Below are 18,496 nucleotides of genomic sequence, written 5' to 3' on the forward strand. Positions count from 1 at the left end.
GTTCCATCCTACGCTTCCCGCCTTGCCCTGATGTTTGCACTTGGCCTTGCCGCCTGCGGGCAGACGTCGGCCGACAAGCCGTCGCCGCCGGCCAAGGTGGAGGCCATCGGCCACGAAACCGAGCTGATGCGGCTGACCCTGACGCCCGAGGCCGTGCAGCGGCTGGGGCTGGCAACGCAGGTGGTGAGCAAGGCGAATGGGCTTGCCATGTCGCGCACTGTGCCGGGCGAAATCGTCGCTGCGCCGCGCGCCGGTGGCCTGCCGGTGGCGGCCGGTGCCGATCTGGCGGGCCTTGCCGGCAGCCAGGCGCAGCGCGAAGCCGAGGTAGCCCGCAGCAGCGCCGATCTGAAACTGGCCGAAGCCAATCTCAGGCGCGCCAGCAGCCTGGTCGACGCCGAGGCCGGCAGTATTCGCGCACGGGATGAAGCCACGCAGCAGGTGGCTGCTGCCAGGGCCGCGCTGGCCGCCGCCACCGCCCAGCGTCAAGCACTGGGCGCGTCAGTTGCCGATCTGGCTGACGGTGGCGCGCTGTGGGTGCGCGCGTCTGTGCCGGCAGCAGATCTGGCGCGGGTCAACCGCGCGGCGGCCGTGTCGATCCGGCCGGTTGGCGGCACGGCCAGCATCATGGCGAGACCAGTGCGCGGGCCGGCCACCGCGACGCCGGGGGCGGCCAGTGTCGACCTTTACTATGCGCCAGCAGGGCGCGCGAATTTCAGGGTTGGCGAACGGGTGCTGGTTGATCTGGCTGATCGGAGCGCGGTTTCGGCTGCGACGGCGCTGGACGTGCCGGCGTCGGCGATCCTCACCGATATCAATGGCGGCGAATGGGTTTATGTGGAAACCGCACCGCGCAGCTATGAACGGCGCCGCGTGGAGGTAGCTCGCATCACGGCAGGCCGGGCCGTGCTGGCGCGCGGGCTGGATGCCGGGGCCAAGGTGGTGACCACCGGTGCCGCCGAACTGTTCGGCACCGAATTCGGCACCAAGTGATGCTGGCCGCGCTCATCGGTTCGTCACTGCGCCAGCGGGCGCTGGTGCTGGCGCTGGCGCTGGTGCTGACCGTTTTCGGCGTGCGCGCCGCATTGAACGCCAAATTCGACGTGTTCCCGGAGTTCGCGCCGCCCATCGTCGAGGTGCAGACCGAAGCGCCGGGATTGGCCACCGAGGATGTCGAGGCGCTGGTGACGGTGCCGATCGAGACGGCTGTGAACGGCGTGCCGGGGCTGGCCACGCTGCGATCCAAATCGGTGCTGGGGCTTTCATCTGTTGTGTTGGTGATGGACCGCGCCGCCGATCCCATGCGCACCCGCCAGATGGTGCAGGAACGGCTGGCCACCGTCACCACCAGGCTTCCTGCGGCAGTGCGGCCGCCGGTGATGCTGGCACCACTTTCGGCCACCAGCCGGGCGATGAAGATCGGTTTGTGGTCTGACACAATGGATCAGATGACCATGACGGAAGCCGCGCGCTGGACGATCCGGCCGCGCCTGATGGCGGTGCCGGGCGTCGCCAACGTCGCCATGTGGGGCGCGCGTGACCGCCAGTTGCAGGTGCTGGTCGACCCCGCGCGGCTGGCGGCGGCCGGTGTGACCGTTGCCGACGTTCAGCGCGCAGCGGGCGATGCCGTGGTGATCGCCGGCGGTGGTTTTGTGGACAGTCCCAATCAGCGGCTGGCGGTGCGCCAGGTGGTGGGTGTGAGGAACGCTGCTGATCTGGCAAGCGCGGTCATCCGCAGCGTGGGCGGCGCGCCGGTGCGGATTGGCGACGTGGCGCAGGTGACCGAAGGCTATGCCCAGCCGATCGGCAACGCCATCATCAACGGCCGGCCCGGCCTGTTGCTGATCGTGGAAAAGCAGTTGGGCGCCAACACGCTGGAGGTGACACGCGGGGTGGACAAGGCGCTGGCCGAACTGCGCCCCGGCCTGAAGGGCCTCAACGTCGATGGCAGCATCTTCCGGCCTGCCACCTTCATTGAGCGCGCCTTGGCCAATCTGGGCGAGGCAATGTGGATCGGCATTGCGCTGGTAGCAGCCGTGCTGATCCTGTTCACGCGCAACTGGCGCACGGCGCTGATCAGCATGACGGCGATTCCGCTGTCGCTGGTGGGCGCGGTGCTGGTGCTGACGGCCTTTGGCGTGGGCATGAACACGATGGTGATCGCCGGGCTGGTGATCGCGCTGGGCGAAATCGTCGATGATGCGATCATCGATGTGGAAAATATCGGGCGGCGACTGCGGCTGGAGGCCGAGCGCCCGGCACCGCGTCCGGCGCTTGCCGTTGTACTGGCCGCCAGCCTGGAGGTGCGCAGCGCCGTGGTGTTCGCTAGCGCCATCGTGATGCTGGTATTCCTGCCGGTGTTCTTCTTGGGCGGCGTGTCGGGCAGTTTCTTCCGGCCGCTGGCCACGGCCTATATCGCGGCCATTGGCGCGTCGCTGCTGGTGGCGCTCACCGTCACCCCGGCGATGTGCCTGTTGCTCCTGCCGGGCGCGGCGGAACAGTCAGAGCCGCGCTGGGTGTTGGGCCTGCGGCAGTATTATATCCGCCTGTTGGCGCGACTGGCGCCTCGCAGCGGCATTGCCATCGCCACAGTAGCCGGCGGCATCCTGTTGTCGGTGGCCGGCATCGGCCTCTTGCGCCAGCAATTCCTGCCGGACTTCCGCGAAACCGATTTCCTGATGCACTTCGTTGAAAAGCCCGGCACCGGGATCGAGGCGATGGACCGCATCACCATCCGCGCCTCGAAGGAACTCACCGCCATTCCCGGCGTGCGCAATTTCGGTTCGCACATCGGCCGGGCCGAGCAGGGCGATGAAGTCTATGGCCCCAATTTCACCGAGCTGTGGATCAGCCTGGATGAAACCGCCGATTATGATGCCACGGTGAAACGCATCGAAACCGCCATCGCCGGCTATCCCGGCCTGCAGCGTGACGTGCTCACCTATTTGCGCGAGCGCATCAAGGAAGTGCTCACCGGCGCGGGCGCAACGGTAGTGGTGCGGCTTTATGGGCCGGATCTGGCGCAACTGCGCAGCCTCGCCGAACAGGTGCGCGCCGGTTTAGACGGCACCGACGGCATCAAGGATCTGAAGGTGGAGCAGCAGAGCCTGATCCCGCAGATCCAGATCGCGCCGCGTCCCGACGCGATGGCTTTGGCCGGAGTGACGGCCGGCGATGTGCGGCGGACGGCGGCGACGCTCATTGGCGGCACGCGGGTGGGCGAAATCTATCGCGACCAGAAGAGCTTCGAGGTGGCCGTGTGGGCGGTGCCGGAAGCGCGCAGCGATCTGGGCGCGCTCCGGCGGCTGATCGTGCCTGGGCCGGCACCGGCCCCCGGCCAGGCCGGATCGACGCTGCGGCTCGGCGATCTGGCCGGCGTGGCGGTGGTCCCAGCGGCGAATGAGATCAAGCGCGAGGCCGGCTCCCGCCGCATCGATGTCACTATGAACATCGCCGATGGCGCCGATCTGGCCAGCGTGGCGCAGGCGGTGGAAGCCAAGGTGAAGGCTATGGCCATGCCCGCCGGCTATTACCCGCAGTTCCTCGGCGAATGGCAGGCGCTGAAGGAATCGCGGCAGCAGCTTGGCCTGCTCTCGCTGGCCTGCCTGGTCGGCATATTGTTCCTAGTGTGGCTGGAGTTCCGGTCGGGGCGCATTGTCGGGCTGGTCGCGCTCAGCCTGCCGTTCGCGCTGGTCGGCGGCGTCGCGGCAGCGGCGTTGGGCGGCGGGGTGCTGTCGATGGGAGCACTGGTCGGCTTTGTCACCGTGCTCGGCATCTCGGCGCGCAACGGCATCATGCTGCTCAGTCATTTCCGCCATCTGGAACGGGAAGAGGGCGAAGCGTTCGGGCTGGGGCTGGTGCAGCGCGGCGCGGCCGAACGGCTGGTGCCGATCCTGATGACGGCGGGCACGGCGGCATTGGCTCTGCTGCCGCTGGTGGTGCGCGGCAATGTGCCGGGCCACGAGATCGAATATCCAATGGCGCTGGTGATCCTGGGCGGGCTGTTCAGCTCCACCATGCTCAACTTGCTCTGGATGCCCGCGCTCTACCTGCGGTTCGGCAAGGAGCGTCAGCCATGAAACGCGCTCTGTTGATAGCGGCGCTGCTGGCGGGGTGCGTGGCCAAGCCGCCGCCCAATGCGGCCCCGCCGCCGCCAGCCGCCGCCACCGGTTCGTTCATTGGCGCCCCTGATGCGGCTGCCGCTGCTTCGCAATGGTGGCGGCTCTATGGCGACGAAGCCCTGAATGATCATGTCGCCCGCGCGCTGGCCGCCAACCGCGATCTGCGCATCGCGGTGGCCACGCTCGACGCGGCCAGGGCCAATGCGCGGGCAGCCGGTGCCAACCGCACGCCAGACGTGGCGCTGGAAAGCGGTGCCAGCCCAACGACGCGCGGCGTGAATCAGCCCAGTACCATCGGCGTGCCGAAATCCAGCTTCGAACTGGGAGCGGAGGTGGCGTGGGAGGTCGATCTGTTTGGGCGGTTGCGCAACCAGTCATCGGCCGCCAGCGCCGACGCCGAGGCCGCTGCGGCTGCACGTGATGGCGTGCGGCTTGCGATTGTGGCCGATACGGTGGGTGCGTATCTCGATCTCTGCTGGGCCGGTGAACTGGCCAGTGTCGCTAGCCGGCAGATTGACCTGCAGCGCCGCCAGGTGGAAACGGTGCAGCGCCAGTTGCAGGCCGGCGAGGTGTCACCGTTGGAACTGGCCCAGGCCCGCCAGTTGCTGGGCCGGCTGGAAGCTGGCCTGCCGGCGTTTGAGGCCGACGCCCAGCGCGCCCGTTACATGTTGGCCAATCTGGAAGGCCTGCCCCCCGCTGAGGCCGTGCAATTTCAGTGCCAGCGCCCGCCGTCCATCGCCGGGGCACTGCCGGCAGGCGACGGCGCCGGGCTGCTGGCGAGGCGGCCCGACATTCGCGAGGCCGAACGACGGCTGGCCGCTGCCGGTGCCCGCGTGAAAGTCGCTACTGCCGAAATGTATCCGCGGGTCAGCCTAGGCGCGTCGGGTGGCCTGATCGCTGGCGCACTCGACGCCTTCATCACTCCGTTGATCAGCTGGTCGTTCATCAACCCCGCTCGCATCAAGGCCCGCATCGCGCTGGCCAAGGCCAATCAGGATGGCGCATTGGCGCAATATGATGCCACCTGGCTGCGAGCCTTGCGGGAAGTGGAAAGCGCCCTGGCGGATCTGGATGCCGAACGCCGGGCCAATCAGTCGCTGGCGGCTGCCAATGTCGACGCGCGCGCCGCTGCTCGCCGTGCCGATGCTCGGGTGACCATCGGCGATGCTCATCCGCTACTTGCGCTCGATACCCGCCGCACTGCGTTCGATACCGAACTCCAGGCTGCCCTCTCCGCCCGCAGGCTCGCGCAGCGTCAAGTCTTCCTGTTCCGAAGCCTTGGCGGAGGATGGGAGGAGTCTTCGGTCATGAAATGAGTGCCCATTGGCCCGGACGTCCCGCCCTGCGTGTCAGACTCCGCGAGCTGGGGGGCAAACGTCGGCGGATCGGATGTCGGCACTTTGGCAGTCCTCAAGAGCGCGCGGAAATCACGCTCAGCCACAAGAATTTTCTCGCCAACCTAAGAGGAGGCTGGCTTGAAGGTCAAAGGTACGGAATTTCCCGCTCGGGAAACTCAGATCGACTGAGCGCAATTTGTGATGATAATTTCCCGAACGGGAAAGTCGATCCCACAAACCCCCGGTTGGCGACGGCCGTCTGGGAACCGGCGTATGAACTTGGTTCCCGATCCTCTGACGAACAGGGATTGGGCCTGGCCGGTTGCCGAAGGAGGTTGGTGACGGTACTTTTCTGGTTGTTCGTGGGGGAAGGTCTCGCAATCGAGATCGGCTTCAAAGGCAGGAAAGATGTCGATAGATGCTGGAAACGCGAAAAAATTTTCGCGCCGATTTCATCAATAATTTCAACAGGGTGGTCAAATGACGGGCCTTGGGGCGGGCCGGACCGTCAATAACGAAAATAAAACAAATCAAAACAACGTTTTATGGTGTATCTGAACGATCGAGTGGGAGTGAGGGATACAATAGGCGGCTACAGCGTAGTTTCGGCTATAATTTTCGCCACGGCTTGCACATGTGAGATCCTACAGCAGTGTTGATAGGAAGGTCTTAAGAGGGCGCGCGTTGATTGCTCGGGCTCTGTTTGATGGGGTTCGCTTTGCACGCGTGTCATGCTTGACGTGGCGGCTGCTGAAAACTTGGAAATTATCCTCCTGGTTCGAGGGTGCGCAGCAGCGCCTGCGTAACAGCTAGCGACCCAAACGCAGATGGGCGCCAACGCCAGATTGCATGCTCACTTTTCGCAAACGGAGTCTAAGAAATGGTTCGAATCGCCCTTGCTGCCTTGGCCTTGGTTTTCTTCGCCATGCCGGCCGCCGCTCACCCCAAGCTGCTTGCTTCTACGCCTGCTGACGGCGACGCAGTGGTTGCGCCAGGGGAGATTAAGCTGGCCTTTTCCGAGAAGCTTTTCAGCAAGATGTCGGGTGCCAAGTTGGTCCGGGGTGATGCCCAGCCAGTGAGCTCGATTACGGTGAACTTCGATCCTGATGGCAAATCCATGAAGATTGTGCCGGTAAAGCCGCTGACCTCGGGCAGCTACACTGTGGAATGGTATGGGGTTGCGGGTGATACCCACCGCGTCACCGGAACCGTGCACTTCACCGTTCGATGACATTGCCGTGCTGACTGATCCGCTGGCTGTGTTGCTGCGCTTCGCGCTTTATGTGGTGCTCAGCCTGATGTTTGGTCTTCTTGCGTTTCGGCAATATTCACCCGCGCCCACGCGACTTGCCGGCCGCCAAGTCATTACCGCCATGGCGGCATTCGCGTTGCTGCTCAGCGGTATTGGGCTGGTTGAACTTGCCGCACGGATGCACGGCTTGGGATTGGCCGAAGTGGGGCTGGCAGAGGTTGCCACCATTTTGTCTTTGCCGGGATTGGGCAATGCTTTCGGTGCCCGGATCGCGGCGCTGCTGGCCACCATTGCTGTGATGGCGATCCGCCCCGGTCGCGGTCGGATTGCGCTTATGTTGTCCGGCGTGGCGTTGGTCTGCCTTGCCTGGCAGGGCCATGCCGGTGCCACCGAAGGGCGGGCTGGGCTTGGTCACCTGCTGGCTACTGCGTTGCACCTACTGGCTGCCGGAATCTGGCTTGGCGCGTTGGTAATGTTTCTGGTGATGTCTACCCGAGCACAGACATCGGAGATCGATCGAGGTACCTTGGTTGCTTTCCTGATGCGGTTTCATGGCGTCGGAACAATGGTGGTCGCCACGCTGGCTCTGACAGGTAGCGTGGCACTTTTGATGATTGCCGGATGGCCCCTGCCGGCATCGGCTTTCCAGTCGCCGTGGGGGTGGTTGCTGGCGCTCAAGCTGGTGGTGTTTGTGGCCATGCTAGGGCTTGCGGCGGTCAACCGCATCCGCCTTGCGCCCGGCCTCGCAGCCGGGCAGGCGCAAGCGGTGCAGTGGATCAGTCGCAGCGTGGCGCTGGAACTGGCCTTCGGCATATTTATCCTGGCATTGGTGGCCTGGCTGGGCCTGCTGGCGCCTGATCCGGGTTGAGGTGTGGGAGAGTTGCTATGACATCGATTGAAGAGGCCCTGCGCGAACTGGCGCGCCAGCCTTCGCCGCCGCGATTGGCGGTGATCGAGGCGCAACTCTGGCACCGCGTTTCCGCCGCCAGTGAGCCGGCCTGGAGCTGGCCCATACCGGCCACAGCCATGGCTGCCGCCATGCTGGTCGGCGTGATGACCGGTATGCAGCCAGGTGGTCGTGTGGCGGTGGCAGATATGGATGCACTTTCGGTGCGCCCGACCCTGCTGCCGTCAACGCTTCTGGTGGCGAGCTGATGCAGGCGCGGTGGCTGCGTGTTGCAGCGATTGTCGTCCTATCGTTGTTGGCCGGCCTTGGCGGCGCTCTGTTGTCCCGGCAGTGGCAGCCAACGGCGGCCGCAGCACCATCCCTGCACGAGCGTCTGCACAGTGAACTGAACCTTACGGCCACGCAGGACCAACGCATCCACCAACTGGAACGCAACTTTGCGGGTGAACGGGCGCAGCATGAGGCGGCGATGCGCGCGGCCAACCGCCGGCTCGCCGCTGCCATGGCCAGCGAGGGACGCTATGGGCCGGGCGTGGCAACAGCGGTGGACGATATTCATGTCGCCATGGGTGCCTATCAGAAAGCCAGCCTTGAGCATGTGTTTGCCATGCGCCGCGAACTGGATGCCGGCCAGCGCAGCCGGTTCGACAAGATTGTCGCAGAATCGCTCACAGCCCCGGTGCAATGACCGATATTGACGAACGTGCGCTGGCCGCTGCCGCTGCGGGCGGCAGCGAGCGCGCGTTCACCGGCCTGATGCGGCGCCACAAGGATCGGCTGTTCCGTATCATCCGCCGGCTGGTCAGCGACGAGGACGCTGCGCTCGAGGTGCTGCAGGACAGTTTCGTGGCGATGTGGCGGTCAATCGACCGCCTTGATCCACAGCGGCCGTTTCTGGCGTGGGCCACGCGCATCGCCATCAACAAGGCGCGGGACTGGCGCAGGCGGGAACGTGTTCGGCGGGTCATCCGCGCATTTCTGCCGGTGGACACCGCAGCACTGCAAGCTGATCCCGCTCCGCTCGCCGATCAGCAGGTTGCAGCGGCACGCGATGTGCAGCGTGTGGCTGCGGCATTGGCCGAGGTTCCCGCCCACTTGTGCGAACCATTGGTGCTTACGGCCATTGACGGGTTGAGCTATGCCGAAGCCGCCGATGTGCTGGGGATCAGCCGCAAGGCCGTGGAGACAAGGATTGCCCGCGCCCGCGCTCACCTGTCGCGGCTGTGTCCGGATCTGGCATCGGCGGCGCATGCGCCACCTGGTGCGGATTGACCGGCGGCTTCACTTTTTGGCGGCGCGGGATGACCAATGGATGTGTCGAATACGCCAGGCATCGCCCATTCGGACCAGCACCATGGTTTCCGTTGACAGTCGATCAACCGGCTTGCCCTTGTAGTTGCCGGTGGTGCGCCCTTCGCTCGCGATCCAGGCCGTGTTTCCGTCGCTGTCGCCAGATCGGTTTGTGACGATGCTTGGCACAGCCCTGGCGAACGCCATGTCACCGGGCATGTGATGGCCGCCATATTCAGCGGCCGAGCGCTCAACCGATCCGGCTTCGAAAATCAGCACATTATCGGCCAGCAGTGCGCGCGCCGCAGCGGCGTCACCGCGGACAAGTGCGGCATGGAAAGCTTCAACGATTGCAGCAGCCGGACGAGCTGCTTCGGACACACCAGCGGTTGCTCCCTGTGCCAACCCTGGCTGGCTGAAGGCGGCAAATCCCAGAGCGATCAAGGCTGACGTGAATTTCTTCATTTTTGAACTGGCCCCCATTTCGACCGGACGGGTTCAAGCCTAAGAAGGAGGCTTGGGGCTATCCCCTGAGCATAGGCTTATGTCCGTGTCCGAGATCATCACCGACGGCGGTCGTCGCCGTCACTGGAGTACGCCTGAGAAGCTGAGGATCGTCGAGGAAACGCTCGACGGTCGCGAGAGTATATCGGTGGTGGCGCGCCGCAACGGTGTCGCGCCCAACCTGCTGTACCGCTGGCGGCGGCTGATGCTGGAGGGCGGGAGCGTGGCGGTTGCCGGCGACGACGACGTGACCAGCAACCGGCAGGTCCGCGAGATGGAGACCCGCATCCGCGAACTGGAGCGCCAGCTCGGCCGCAAGACGCTGGAGGTCGAGATCCTGAAGGAGGCGCTGGAGCGCTCGCGCCCAAAAAAAGCGAGCTTGCTCATGCACTCGCCGCTGCCGGGGACTATCCGGTGAGCCTGGTCGCCAAGACGCTCGGCGTCGGTCGCTCGACGGTATACGACCGCCTGGCCGGCAGCACCAGGATGCGCGGGCCGTACGCCAAGGCCCAGGATGCGGACCTGCTGCTCCGCATCCGCCAGATCGCCGCGCAGCGGCCAACATACGGCTACCGCCGCATCGCGGCGGTCCTCAATCGACAGCGGCGCGCCGAAGGACTGGCGCCGGTCAATCACAAAAGGGTCTATCGGATCATGGCGGCGGACCGCCTGTTGCTAGCGCGACGCTACACCGAGCGGGCCGACTATGGCCATGACGGCGTCGTGGTGACGATCCGCTCGAACCTGCGCTGGTGCTCGGATGGGTTCGAGTTTACCTGCTGGAACGGCGAGGTCGTGCGCGGCGCCTTCATCATCGACGCCCATGACCGCGAGATCATCGCCTGGCGCGCGGTCGCCAATGCCGGCATCAGCGGCTCGGACGTGCGCGACATCATGCTGGAAGCCGTAGAAACCCGCTTCGGTGGCATGCGTGCGGTCACGTCGGTCGAGATGCTCTCTGATAACGGCTCGGCCTATACCGCCCGCGAAACCCGCACCTTTGCCCGGCAGCTCGGCCTCAAGCCCTGCTTCACCCCCGTCCGCAGCCCGCAGTCCAACGGCATCTCGGAGGCCTTCGTGCATACCCTCAAACGCGATTACGTCCGCGTCTCCCCGCTACCCGATGCACCCACCGCGTTGACATCGCTGGCCGGGTGGATCGAGGACTACAACGACAATCACCCGCACTCAGGGCTCAAAATGCGTTCACCGCGCGAGCATCGCGCACTGGTTTCTGCAACCGCTTGAACCCGTCCGGTGAAACGGGGGCCAGATCAATTTCTGCTCCCATCCGTTGATTGCAAACGTTGCTTTGGTCTCGCCGGTGAACCGTCCATCACCGATCGGCCAGGTCAAATTGGTAGGACAGGCAAGGCTTTTGATCACAGCCAGAAGCGCACACCGGTGCGGATTGACCAGCCGCCGGGATTTTCCCCCGCCGCGCGGGCCAATCGGCTGGATTCGCCCAGTCGCCGTTCGAACATCACGGCCACGTAGGGCGCAACCCGGCGGGTGATTTCATACCGTGTCAGCACGCCAGCTTCGATGATCGCAGGACCCGGTGCGATCAGCCGTTCCGGCACGCGGGTGGCGTATATATCGGTTTCAAACAAAGGCTGCACCACCAGCCGGTTGGTCATCCTGAGGTCGAATGACTGGCGCAGGCGGAACAGCACATCGCCCTTGAAGCCGAAAAAGGCGTGCGCTTCGGTTTCGAAGAACAGCGGCGCCAGGCCCTGCACGCCGACCACGGCATAGGTGCGGGCATCGGGCGCGATATCGTGGCGCAGGCCCACTTGCGCATCGAAGAACATGGCGATGTTGCGGCTGTAGAGCGCCTGGAACTCGCTCTGTTCAAGGCGCGGTCCCTTGGTCTCGCCCTCGGTGCGCCACCAGAACTTGTCCATATCGGTGCCGATCCAACCCTGGGCCTCCCAGTTGGCCACCCATTTGCCGTCAAAACGGGTGACGTCGGCTTCTTCCACCAGCGTGAAATTGTTGACGCCGCCGTTGTGTGCATGGTCGGGATTGCGGACCTCGGCCTGCGGCATCTGGGCGAACGCGGGGGCGGCAGCCAGTGCCGCCAACCAGGCAATCATCCGCATCGGCTCAGTGTCCGCTGTGCTGGTGAACAGGTGCGGGCTTGCCATCCGGGGACGCCACGTTGGCCACCACCAGTTTCTGCATCATGCCGCTGTTCATGTGATAGAGAAGGTGACAGTGCAGTGGCCATTCGCCGGCTTCGTTCGCCGTGAGGATGATGGACTGGGTGCGGCCCGGCGCCACCACGATCACGTTCTTTTCCGGCAAAAGCCCCGGCGCCTGGCCATTTTCCACTTCGAAGAACATGCCGTGCAGGTGCATCGGGTGGGCCATCATGGTTTCATTCACGAAGGTCACGCGCACCCGTTCGCCAAACTTCACGTCGATGGGTGGGCCTTCGCCGAACTTATGGCCGTTCAGCGTCCAGATATAGCGTTCCATATTGCCCTGCAGCCGCACGACAATCTCGCGCGTTGGCGGCGCGGCGTCGGCCTTCGGCTCCAGCGCCACCAGGTCGCGCATCGACAGGACGCGGGCGCCATAGGGCGCGCCGGTGGCCCAGCCGAACACCCGGCCGGAGCCATCGGTGTCGCCTTCCTTGCCCAGCACCGGCATGGCCATCATGCCCTTCATCTGGCTGTGATCCATGCCGGCCATTGGATCCTGGCCATAGCCATAATCCACCACCGGGTACGGCATGCCGCCCTGCGGCTTTTCAACCAGCGCCACGGCGGTGCCGACGCGGGGCGCGGCCTTCGGGGTGCAATGGCCCATGGCGGCATGCTCGGGAGGACAGTCCGGGTCAGTTACCGGCTTGGGTGCGGGTGCCTTGGGCGTGCAGTGTCCCATAGCGGCATGTTCAGGCGGGCAGTCGGGATCTGACATGGGCTTCACCGCTGGTGTTTTGGGCGTGCAATGGCCCATTGCGGCGTGTTCGGGCGCGCAGTCAGGATCGCTTGCCGGCTTGACAGCCGGCGCCTTCGGGGCGCCATGCCCCATCGCCGTATGGTCTGGCGCGCCAGCGGACCCCTTGGCAGCCGCCAGCGTCACGCCGGTCGGCTGGCAATGCCCCATGGCGGCATGCTCGGCCGTGCAGACTTCGCCCGGCGCCGGCATGCTATGACCCATCTCGGCGAGCAGCAGCACCTGCTTGGGCCGCTGCGGCGGCGCACTGACCGGCAGCGCCGGATCACTGGTCAAAGCAGCCAGCAAAGTGGCGCGGCGGTCCAGAGTCTCCACCCATAGCGCGTGCGCTCCGGCCCTTGGCTCCACGATCACGTCATAGGTTTCGGCAACACCGATGCGGAACTCGTCCACCTGCACCGGCTGCACTGGCCGGCCGTCGGCGGCAACAATGGTCATGGCGACGCCGGGGATGCGCACATCCATGAAGCTCATGGCGCTGCCGTTGATGAAGCGCAGCCGCACACGCTGTCCAGGCGTGAAGGCAAGGCTGGGCTTGGCCGCCGTGGGTTGGCCGTTGGCAAGGATAGTGTAGCCCGACACATCGGCGATATCGGTGGCGTCCATCCGCATGTCGCCCCATGCCTTGCGTTCGGCCAGTGTCGCCTTCATCCCGAACTTCTTGGCGTCGCGCAGGGTCTCGGGGAGGGTGCGCTTATTCCAGTTGTAATAGCCGCTATCGGATTTCAGGTTGCGCAGCACCCGCCCGGGGTCCTGCTGCGTGTGATCCGACAGCAGGATCACATGTTCGGCATCGGCCTTGATCGGATCTTCACCCCTGGGCGCGATCAGCAGCGCACCGTATTGGCCGGCCTGTTCCTGGCCGCCGCTGTGGGCGTGATACCAGTAGGTGCCGCTCTGCCGGATGCGAATGCGATAGGTGTAGGTGGTGCCCGGCGCTATGCCGTTGAACCCGTTGAAGCCCGGCGCCCCGTCATAGGCGCCATCGACCAGCAGGCCATGCCAGTGGATGGAGGTGGTTGCATCCAGTTTGTTGGTGACACGCACCACTGCCTCTTCGCCTTCGCGGAAGCGTAGCACCGGGCCGGGTACGGTGCCGTTAATTGTGATCACCTTGTCACTGCGGCCAGGCACGATCATCTTTGCCGCCTGTTCGACGACAAGATCATAGGTTGCCGCCATCGCGGGCATTGCCAACAGCGTGGCAAAGACGGTCAACATCGCACGAAGCGGGCGGTTCATCAGGGCGGCTCCAATCATTTTACAGTGCCTTACGCGCGGTGGGTGTCATACCCTCATCCGCCAAACAGCATCCAGGCTGCCATGGCGATCATGATCAGATTTTCCGACAGGGAAACAAAGCCCAGCGGCACGTTACTGTCGCCGCCGACGCAGGCGCACTTGAGTTCGCGCTTGTCGATATAAACGGCCTTGAACACGCTGATCGCGCCAATGCCGCCGATGAACAGCGCTACGCCGGCTGCCAGCCAGGGCAATTGGCCCGACAGCATCAGCACGCCGGCAAAGGCTTCGGCCCACGCATAAACGATGCCATAAGGCACCCAGCGCCGTGCCAGAAGATCATAGTTCAGGAACATGGTGGCAAAGCTGTCAACGTCACGCAGCTTCAGATACGCCAGCATACACATGGCGATGCCGACGAACCATTCCACGGCGTGGCCTGTTAAAACACTGCCCATCGTGGCCATGCTGAGCGCGGCCGCAATGGCAGCAGCCATGCCGAACAGTGCAATCACAGGGCGATAGGTGAGCGCCTTTGGGTCGCGCACCTTGAGGCCGAGCCAGCGCCTGAGATCGTCGTGGCCACCCACCCGCTGGCCAGCAATGAAAATCTGCGGCGTGGTCATCACGCCCTGTTCGGCCTTGAAGGCGTCCACCTCTTCACGGCTGGTGAGCAGTCGGTCTTCGACCGTGTAGCCGTGGCTTTTCAGCAGGTGCCGTGCCTTGAGGCCATAAGGACAGGTGTGATCGGGCAACGCCATGCGGACCAGGGTTGCGGTTCTGGGAAGGGAAGCATCCATAAGGCAATTTCTCTCGATTCGCGTGATTGCCTGCTCTATGTAGCCTCCGGACCATGATACGGAGTCAAGCCATGGCGAAGATGACTATCGCGCGCCTTGCCTCGGCAGCAGATGTGGGCGTGGAAACGGTGCGGTTTTATCAGCGCAAGGGATTGATGCCGGTGCCTACGGCGGTTGGAGCCATCCGATACTATGACAAGAATGAACTGGACCGGTTGATCTTCATCAGGGCCGCGCAGCGTGCCGGCTTTCGCCTGACGGAAATCGCCGAGCTGCTGGCGCTTGATTCAGCCACAGACCGGACACGCATCCGGGAATTGTCGCAGGCACGGATCGACAGCCTTGACGAACAGATCGCTGCGCTCACGGCTGCTCGGGGTGCTCTGGCGCGGTTGGTGAAGGATTGCGCACGGGGCGAGGCAGGGCCATGCCCGATCATCGAGGCTTTCAATTGAACCAGCCGAGGTGCCGGGGGGGGGCGTTTCAAGTCGGCAGCGGCCCTTCCTTCGCCAACTGCCTGATCGCCGCGGCAAGTCGGTCAACCTCTGCCGGCATTGTGAACAATGATGGTGTGACCCGGATGCAAGTGCCGCCTGCGAGGCCCACACGGTGGACCGTCATGATGCCAAAGCGGTTGAGCAATATGTCTGTGAGCTTGATGTTGGCTTCAGGCGAACCTTGGCCGTGCAGGCGGAAGGATGTCGTAGCACCATAAAGTGCAGGGTCATCAGGCAACAATATGTCCACGCCTTCCAGCCCACGCACCAGCGATACCCAACGGTTGCGCAGATACCGAAGCCGATCGATTTTGGCCTGCCGGTCAATCAGCGCCTGGAAGTCCAGCGCCGCCGGGATGGTCAACTGCGGTGCGAAATCGACTGTCCCCTGGTGCACCTTTGCCTGAACGTCGTCCGACGCAGCGTTTGGCAGTTCCGGCGCTGTGGCAATCGCAGCAGCATAACCTTTGCGTATCCAGATCGCCGCCACACCAAGCGGCGCGCCGACCCACTTGTGAAAGTTCATTCCGACAAAATCAGCGCCGAAATCCGGAATCTTGAACGGTATCTGGTAAAAGCTTTGCGCACAGTCGACGATGGCTTGGGCGCCGCGCGCTTTCACCAGCGGCACAATCTCGCTCACCGGCAGCACCAGGCCATTGCGGTGGCTCATGTGGGTCAACAGCACCAGCTTGAGGCGCGGCGCGCCAGCGATGGCCTCCCTGTAGGTCTCGACCAGATTTTCTCGCGTGATAGTGACTGGCAGATTGATCTTGATCACTTGGGCACCGCGCGCCCTTGCCAGGGATTGCATGGCTCCTTGCGTGGTTTCGTAGTCGGTGTCGGCAAACAGAATCTGATCGCCCGCGCCGACGTCACGAAACTGCATGATCAAGGCCGTCAGTCCCTCGGCCGCATTTCGGCACCAGCCAACTTCTTCCGGCAACACGCCCATGGCTTCGGCTGCTCGCACCTTGGCACGTGCCTGGTCAGCCATCATGGCTCGTCGGGCATACCAACTGTTATCCCGGTTCAACCGCGCGATTTGCTCGCGATGCACAGCCGCTACCGGAGCGGCCATGCTGCCCCAATAGGCGTTCTCCATTAGGACGATTTCCCGAGTAATGGGATATTGCGCTGCCATGCGTGCCCATGCAGCCTCATCGTCGGGAGCGGATGGCGATGGGCCAGCAAGCGCTGGGTAGCCAAGATCCAGTGCGCCTAAACTTGCGGTGACGCTCGCCAGGGCAGTGCGACGTGAAATGCTCTTCATGCTATCACATACGCATTATGCCCTGACCACACTCGCAATTGAGTGATTTTCGAAATGGTGCGACGCATGATCTTCGTTTGCCTGGCGTTGAGGAGGGGGCAGAGGTGCCCATAATGTACAGGGCTAGGTGATTCCCCTGGTCTGGAAGTGTTAGTTATCATTGACTGTTAAAGGTGGCTGATCAGCCTGACGTCACGTTTGGATCCACGTTCGCAGATTCGACTGCATATCATTGGAGTCCAAATGAGCCCTTCCGAAGCAAGCAATCGTTGATCTCGCCACTTTCGCAACGCAAATCAGAGGCGTTTAGCCCCTCAATCTGCCGGTTGCTCTCTGCTGATACCGCCTCCAAATCGCCTGGCAACTGCAGCCATAAGCTGATGCCCGCTTGTGGAACCGGGTCGGTGACGGTACTTTTCTGAGGTGCCTGTGAACAATCTGCGTCACGGAAATCCGGGTCAAAATCGCAACAGATCTCGATAGGTGCCGAAGACATGAAAAAAATTTCGCACTGATTTCGTCAATGATTTCAATAGCGTGATCAAATGACGGGCTATGTGCCGGACCATGGCGCCGAAAATCGGCGACACTGTCAATGAAATCAGATGCTTATGAGAGAATTGGATAATCGAGTGGGAGTGACCCGGTAAGGGCCGGGCTGGCTGGGTACGGCATGCGATCTGCGGGCGAGCCGTTAGGGATTGCGCGCTGGAGCCTCGGCTCCAACCTGCGCGCGCGCTTTCTTTTTCCAGCTTGGCCCGACTTTCCCGATTGCGTCGGTCCAGATCAGCCCGTCGAAGCCGGCGGGAACGGCTTTGAGAGCGTCAGGACAACTCATCAGGATTTTCAATGACCAGCATCCAGCTCTATGGCATCCCGAACTGCGATACGGTCAAGAAGGCGCGGGCGTGGTTCGATGCTGCCGGGATCGCCTATCGCTTCCACGATTACAAAAAGGCTGGGGTGGACGAAGCGGCGCTGCGGCGCTGGGTGGCGGCGCTGGGCTGGGAAGCGCTGGTCAACCGGCAGGGGACGACCTTCCGCAAGCTGCCCGAGGCGGAGCGCACCGGGCTGGACGAGGCGCGGGCGATCGCGCTGATGATCGCCAACCCCTCGTTGATCCGCCGCCCGGTCGTCGAGGGGGGCGGGCAGCTGATTGTCGGCTTCTCGCCCGACCGGTTCGCGCCGCTCGCGGCCCGATGAGCGGCGCGCCGCGCCGATCCATTTGCAGCGCGGCGCGCTCGTCCCTATCTGGCGGCCGAGACCCTCTTCGAGAAGCGTAATCAGGCATGACCGTTCACCACACCAAGATGCTCATCCTCGGCTCCGGCCCGGCCGGATTGTCGGCCGCCATTTATGGCGCGCGCGCCGGGCTCAGCCCGATCGTCGTTCAGGGCATCCAGCCGGGCGGTCAGCTGATGACGACCACCGATGTCGAGAATTATCCGGGCTTTGCCGATGTCATCCAGGGCCCCTGGCTGATGGAGCAGATGCAGAAACAGGCCGAACATGTCGGCACGCGGATGATCACCGACATCGTGACCGGGGTCGATCTGTCGCGCCGGCCGTTCCGCCTGACCGGCGACAGCGGCGACGTTTATGAAGGCGAGACGCTGGTGATCGCCACCGGTGCCCAGGCGAAATGGCTGGGTCTGCCGAGCGAGCAGGAACTGGCCGGGCGCGGGGTTTCGGCCTGCGCCACCTGTGACGGGTTTTTCTATCGCGGGCGCAAGGTGGTGGTGATCGGCGGCGGCAACACCGCGGTCGAAGAGGCGCTTTATCTGACCAACCACAGCCCGGACGTGACGCTGATCCACCGCCGCGATTCGCTGCGCGCGGAAAAGATCCTGCAGGAAAGGCTGTTCGCCAATCCGCGCATCAGCGTGCTGTGGAACAAGACGGTCGAACGCTTTGTGGCGGGCGGCGAGCCGGCGGGGCTGGTCGGCGTCGACCTGAAGGATACGGTGACCGGCGCGACCAGCCATATCGCCGCCGACGGGGCGTTCGTCGCCATCGGCCACCAGCCGGCAACCCAGCTGTTCGCCGGCCATCTGCCGCTCGACGGCGATGGCTATCTGGCGGTCGAAACGGGATCGACGCGCACCGTGGTGCCGGGCGTGTTCGCGTGCGGCGACGTGATGGACAAGGTGTATCGTCAGGCGGTGACGGCGGCGGGCACCGGCTGCATGGCGGCACTCGATGCCGAGCGTTTCCTTGCCGCGGCGGAGTTTGCCGCCAGCCGCGCCGCCTGAGTCGGTCAGCAGCAGAAGGGGCCGGGGCACCCGGGCGCGTGTTACGAGCCGCCCGGT

General features: G+C 64.1%; 17 protein-coding genes. 12 read left to right on the forward strand and 5 right to left on the reverse strand.

What is annotated here, in order from left to right:
* Positions 1 to 30: 30 nt before the first annotated feature.
* The 8 genes from OPU66_RS00070 to OPU66_RS00105 all read left to right on the forward strand — a co-directional run bounded on the left by OPU66_RS00070 (position 31) and on the right by OPU66_RS00105 (position 8,886).
* Positions 31 to 990 carry an efflux RND transporter periplasmic adaptor subunit gene (locus OPU66_RS00070; RefSeq protein ID WP_498551561.1) on the forward strand — a complete coding sequence of 320 codons (960 nt, stop codon included), beginning with the start codon at positions 31 to 33 and terminating at the stop codon, positions 988 to 990.
* Positions 990 to 4,076 carry an efflux RND transporter permease subunit gene (locus OPU66_RS00075; RefSeq protein ID WP_498551562.1) on the forward strand — a complete coding sequence of 1,029 codons (3,087 nt, stop codon included), beginning with the start codon at positions 990 to 992 and terminating at the stop codon, positions 4,074 to 4,076. Before OPU66_RS00070 ends, OPU66_RS00075 begins: the two co-directional genes overlap by 1 nt.
* Entirely contained in the window at positions 4,073 to 5,434 is a 1,362-nt protein-coding gene (locus tag OPU66_RS00080) for an efflux transporter outer membrane subunit (RefSeq protein WP_498551563.1), read from the forward strand. Before OPU66_RS00075 ends, OPU66_RS00080 begins: the two co-directional genes overlap by 4 nt.
* Positions 5,435 to 6,335: 901 nt before the next feature.
* A complete protein-coding gene (gene copC / locus OPU66_RS00085; protein WP_498551564.1) occupies positions 6,336 to 6,686 on the forward strand; it encodes a copper homeostasis periplasmic binding protein CopC in 351 nt (116 codons plus the stop codon).
* Between the two features lie 7 nt (positions 6,687 to 6,693).
* The gene (gene copD, locus OPU66_RS00090; protein ID WP_498551565.1) at positions 6,694 to 7,575 is read left to right on the forward strand and encodes a copper homeostasis membrane protein CopD; all 882 of its coding nucleotides are present in this window, start codon (positions 6,694 to 6,696) and stop codon (positions 7,573 to 7,575) included.
* 17 nt (positions 7,576 to 7,592) lie between these two features.
* Positions 7,593 to 7,862: a hypothetical protein gene (locus OPU66_RS00095; protein WP_498551566.1), complete on the forward strand. Its 270-nt coding sequence runs from the start codon at positions 7,593 to 7,595 to the stop codon at positions 7,860 to 7,862.
* On the forward strand, positions 7,862 to 8,302 hold the full coding sequence (locus tag OPU66_RS00100) for a periplasmic heavy metal sensor (protein WP_498551567.1): 441 nt from the start codon (positions 7,862 to 7,864) through the stop codon (positions 8,300 to 8,302). The genes OPU66_RS00095 and OPU66_RS00100 overlap by 1 nt, the downstream gene beginning before the upstream one ends.
* Positions 8,299 to 8,886, forward strand: coding sequence for an RNA polymerase sigma factor (locus tag OPU66_RS00105; RefSeq protein WP_498551568.1), 588 nt, complete (start codon positions 8,299 to 8,301; stop codon positions 8,884 to 8,886). Before OPU66_RS00100 ends, OPU66_RS00105 begins: the two co-directional genes overlap by 4 nt.
* Positions 8,887 to 8,895: 9 nt before the next feature.
* Here the strand turns inward: OPU66_RS00105 and OPU66_RS00110 are convergent, their stop codons facing one another.
* The gene (locus OPU66_RS00110) at positions 8,896 to 9,369 is read right to left on the reverse strand and encodes a nuclear transport factor 2 family protein (protein WP_498551569.1); all 474 of its coding nucleotides are present in this window, start codon (positions 9,367 to 9,369) and stop codon (positions 8,896 to 8,898) included.
* Between the two features lie 79 nt (positions 9,370 to 9,448).
* Between OPU66_RS00110 and OPU66_RS00115 the strand changes: the two genes are divergently transcribed.
* Positions 9,449 to 10,656 (forward strand): IS3 family transposase gene (locus tag OPU66_RS00115; protein WP_498551570.1). Its coding sequence is split into 2 segments (ribosomal slippage): positions 9,449 to 9,782 and positions 9,782 to 10,656, totalling 1,209 coding nucleotides; the frame shifts between segments, so codons are not numbered across the junction.
* A gap of 134 nt (positions 10,657 to 10,790) precedes the next feature.
* On the opposite strand, the gene OPU66_RS00120 is transcribed toward OPU66_RS00115, so the two are convergent.
* From OPU66_RS00120 to OPU66_RS00130, 3 genes are read right to left on the reverse strand one after another with little or no spacing between them, the layout of a single operon-like run.
* A complete protein-coding gene (locus OPU66_RS00120) occupies positions 10,791 to 11,513 on the reverse strand; it encodes a copper resistance protein B (protein WP_498551571.1) in 723 nt (240 codons plus the stop codon).
* A 4-nt stretch (positions 11,514 to 11,517) separates the two neighbouring features.
* Complete coding sequence (locus tag OPU66_RS00125) at positions 11,518 to 13,617, reverse strand: multicopper oxidase domain-containing protein (RefSeq protein ID WP_498551572.1); 2,100 nt, start codon at positions 13,615 to 13,617, stop codon at positions 11,518 to 11,520.
* Between the two features lie 53 nt (positions 13,618 to 13,670).
* A complete protein-coding gene (locus OPU66_RS00130; protein ID WP_498551573.1) occupies positions 13,671 to 14,378 on the reverse strand; it encodes a MauE/DoxX family redox-associated membrane protein in 708 nt (235 codons plus the stop codon).
* 110 nt (positions 14,379 to 14,488) lie between these two features.
* Between OPU66_RS00130 and OPU66_RS00135 the strand changes: the two genes are divergently transcribed.
* Positions 14,489 to 14,872 (forward strand): MerR family transcriptional regulator, encoded by a 384-nt coding sequence (locus OPU66_RS00135; protein ID WP_498551574.1) that lies wholly within the window; start codon positions 14,489 to 14,491, stop codon positions 14,870 to 14,872.
* Between the two features lie 28 nt (positions 14,873 to 14,900).
* Here OPU66_RS00135 and OPU66_RS00140 read toward each other — a convergent pair whose 3' ends face one another.
* A complete protein-coding gene (locus OPU66_RS00140; protein WP_498551575.1) occupies positions 14,901 to 16,187 on the reverse strand; it encodes an aminotransferase class V-fold PLP-dependent enzyme in 1,287 nt (428 codons plus the stop codon).
* 849 nt (positions 16,188 to 17,036) lie between these two features.
* Between OPU66_RS00140 and OPU66_RS00145 the strand changes: the two genes are divergently transcribed.
* A complete protein-coding gene (locus OPU66_RS00145; RefSeq protein ID WP_498551576.1) occupies positions 17,037 to 17,390 on the forward strand; it encodes an ArsC family reductase in 354 nt (117 codons plus the stop codon).
* Between the two features lie 86 nt (positions 17,391 to 17,476).
* Complete coding sequence (gene trxB / locus OPU66_RS00150; RefSeq protein WP_498551577.1) at positions 17,477 to 18,439, forward strand: thioredoxin-disulfide reductase; 963 nt, start codon at positions 17,477 to 17,479, stop codon at positions 18,437 to 18,439.
* Positions 18,440 to 18,496 lie beyond the last annotated feature (57 nt).

It is taken from the genome of Sphingomonas sp. URJC2 (assembly GCF_059803575.1).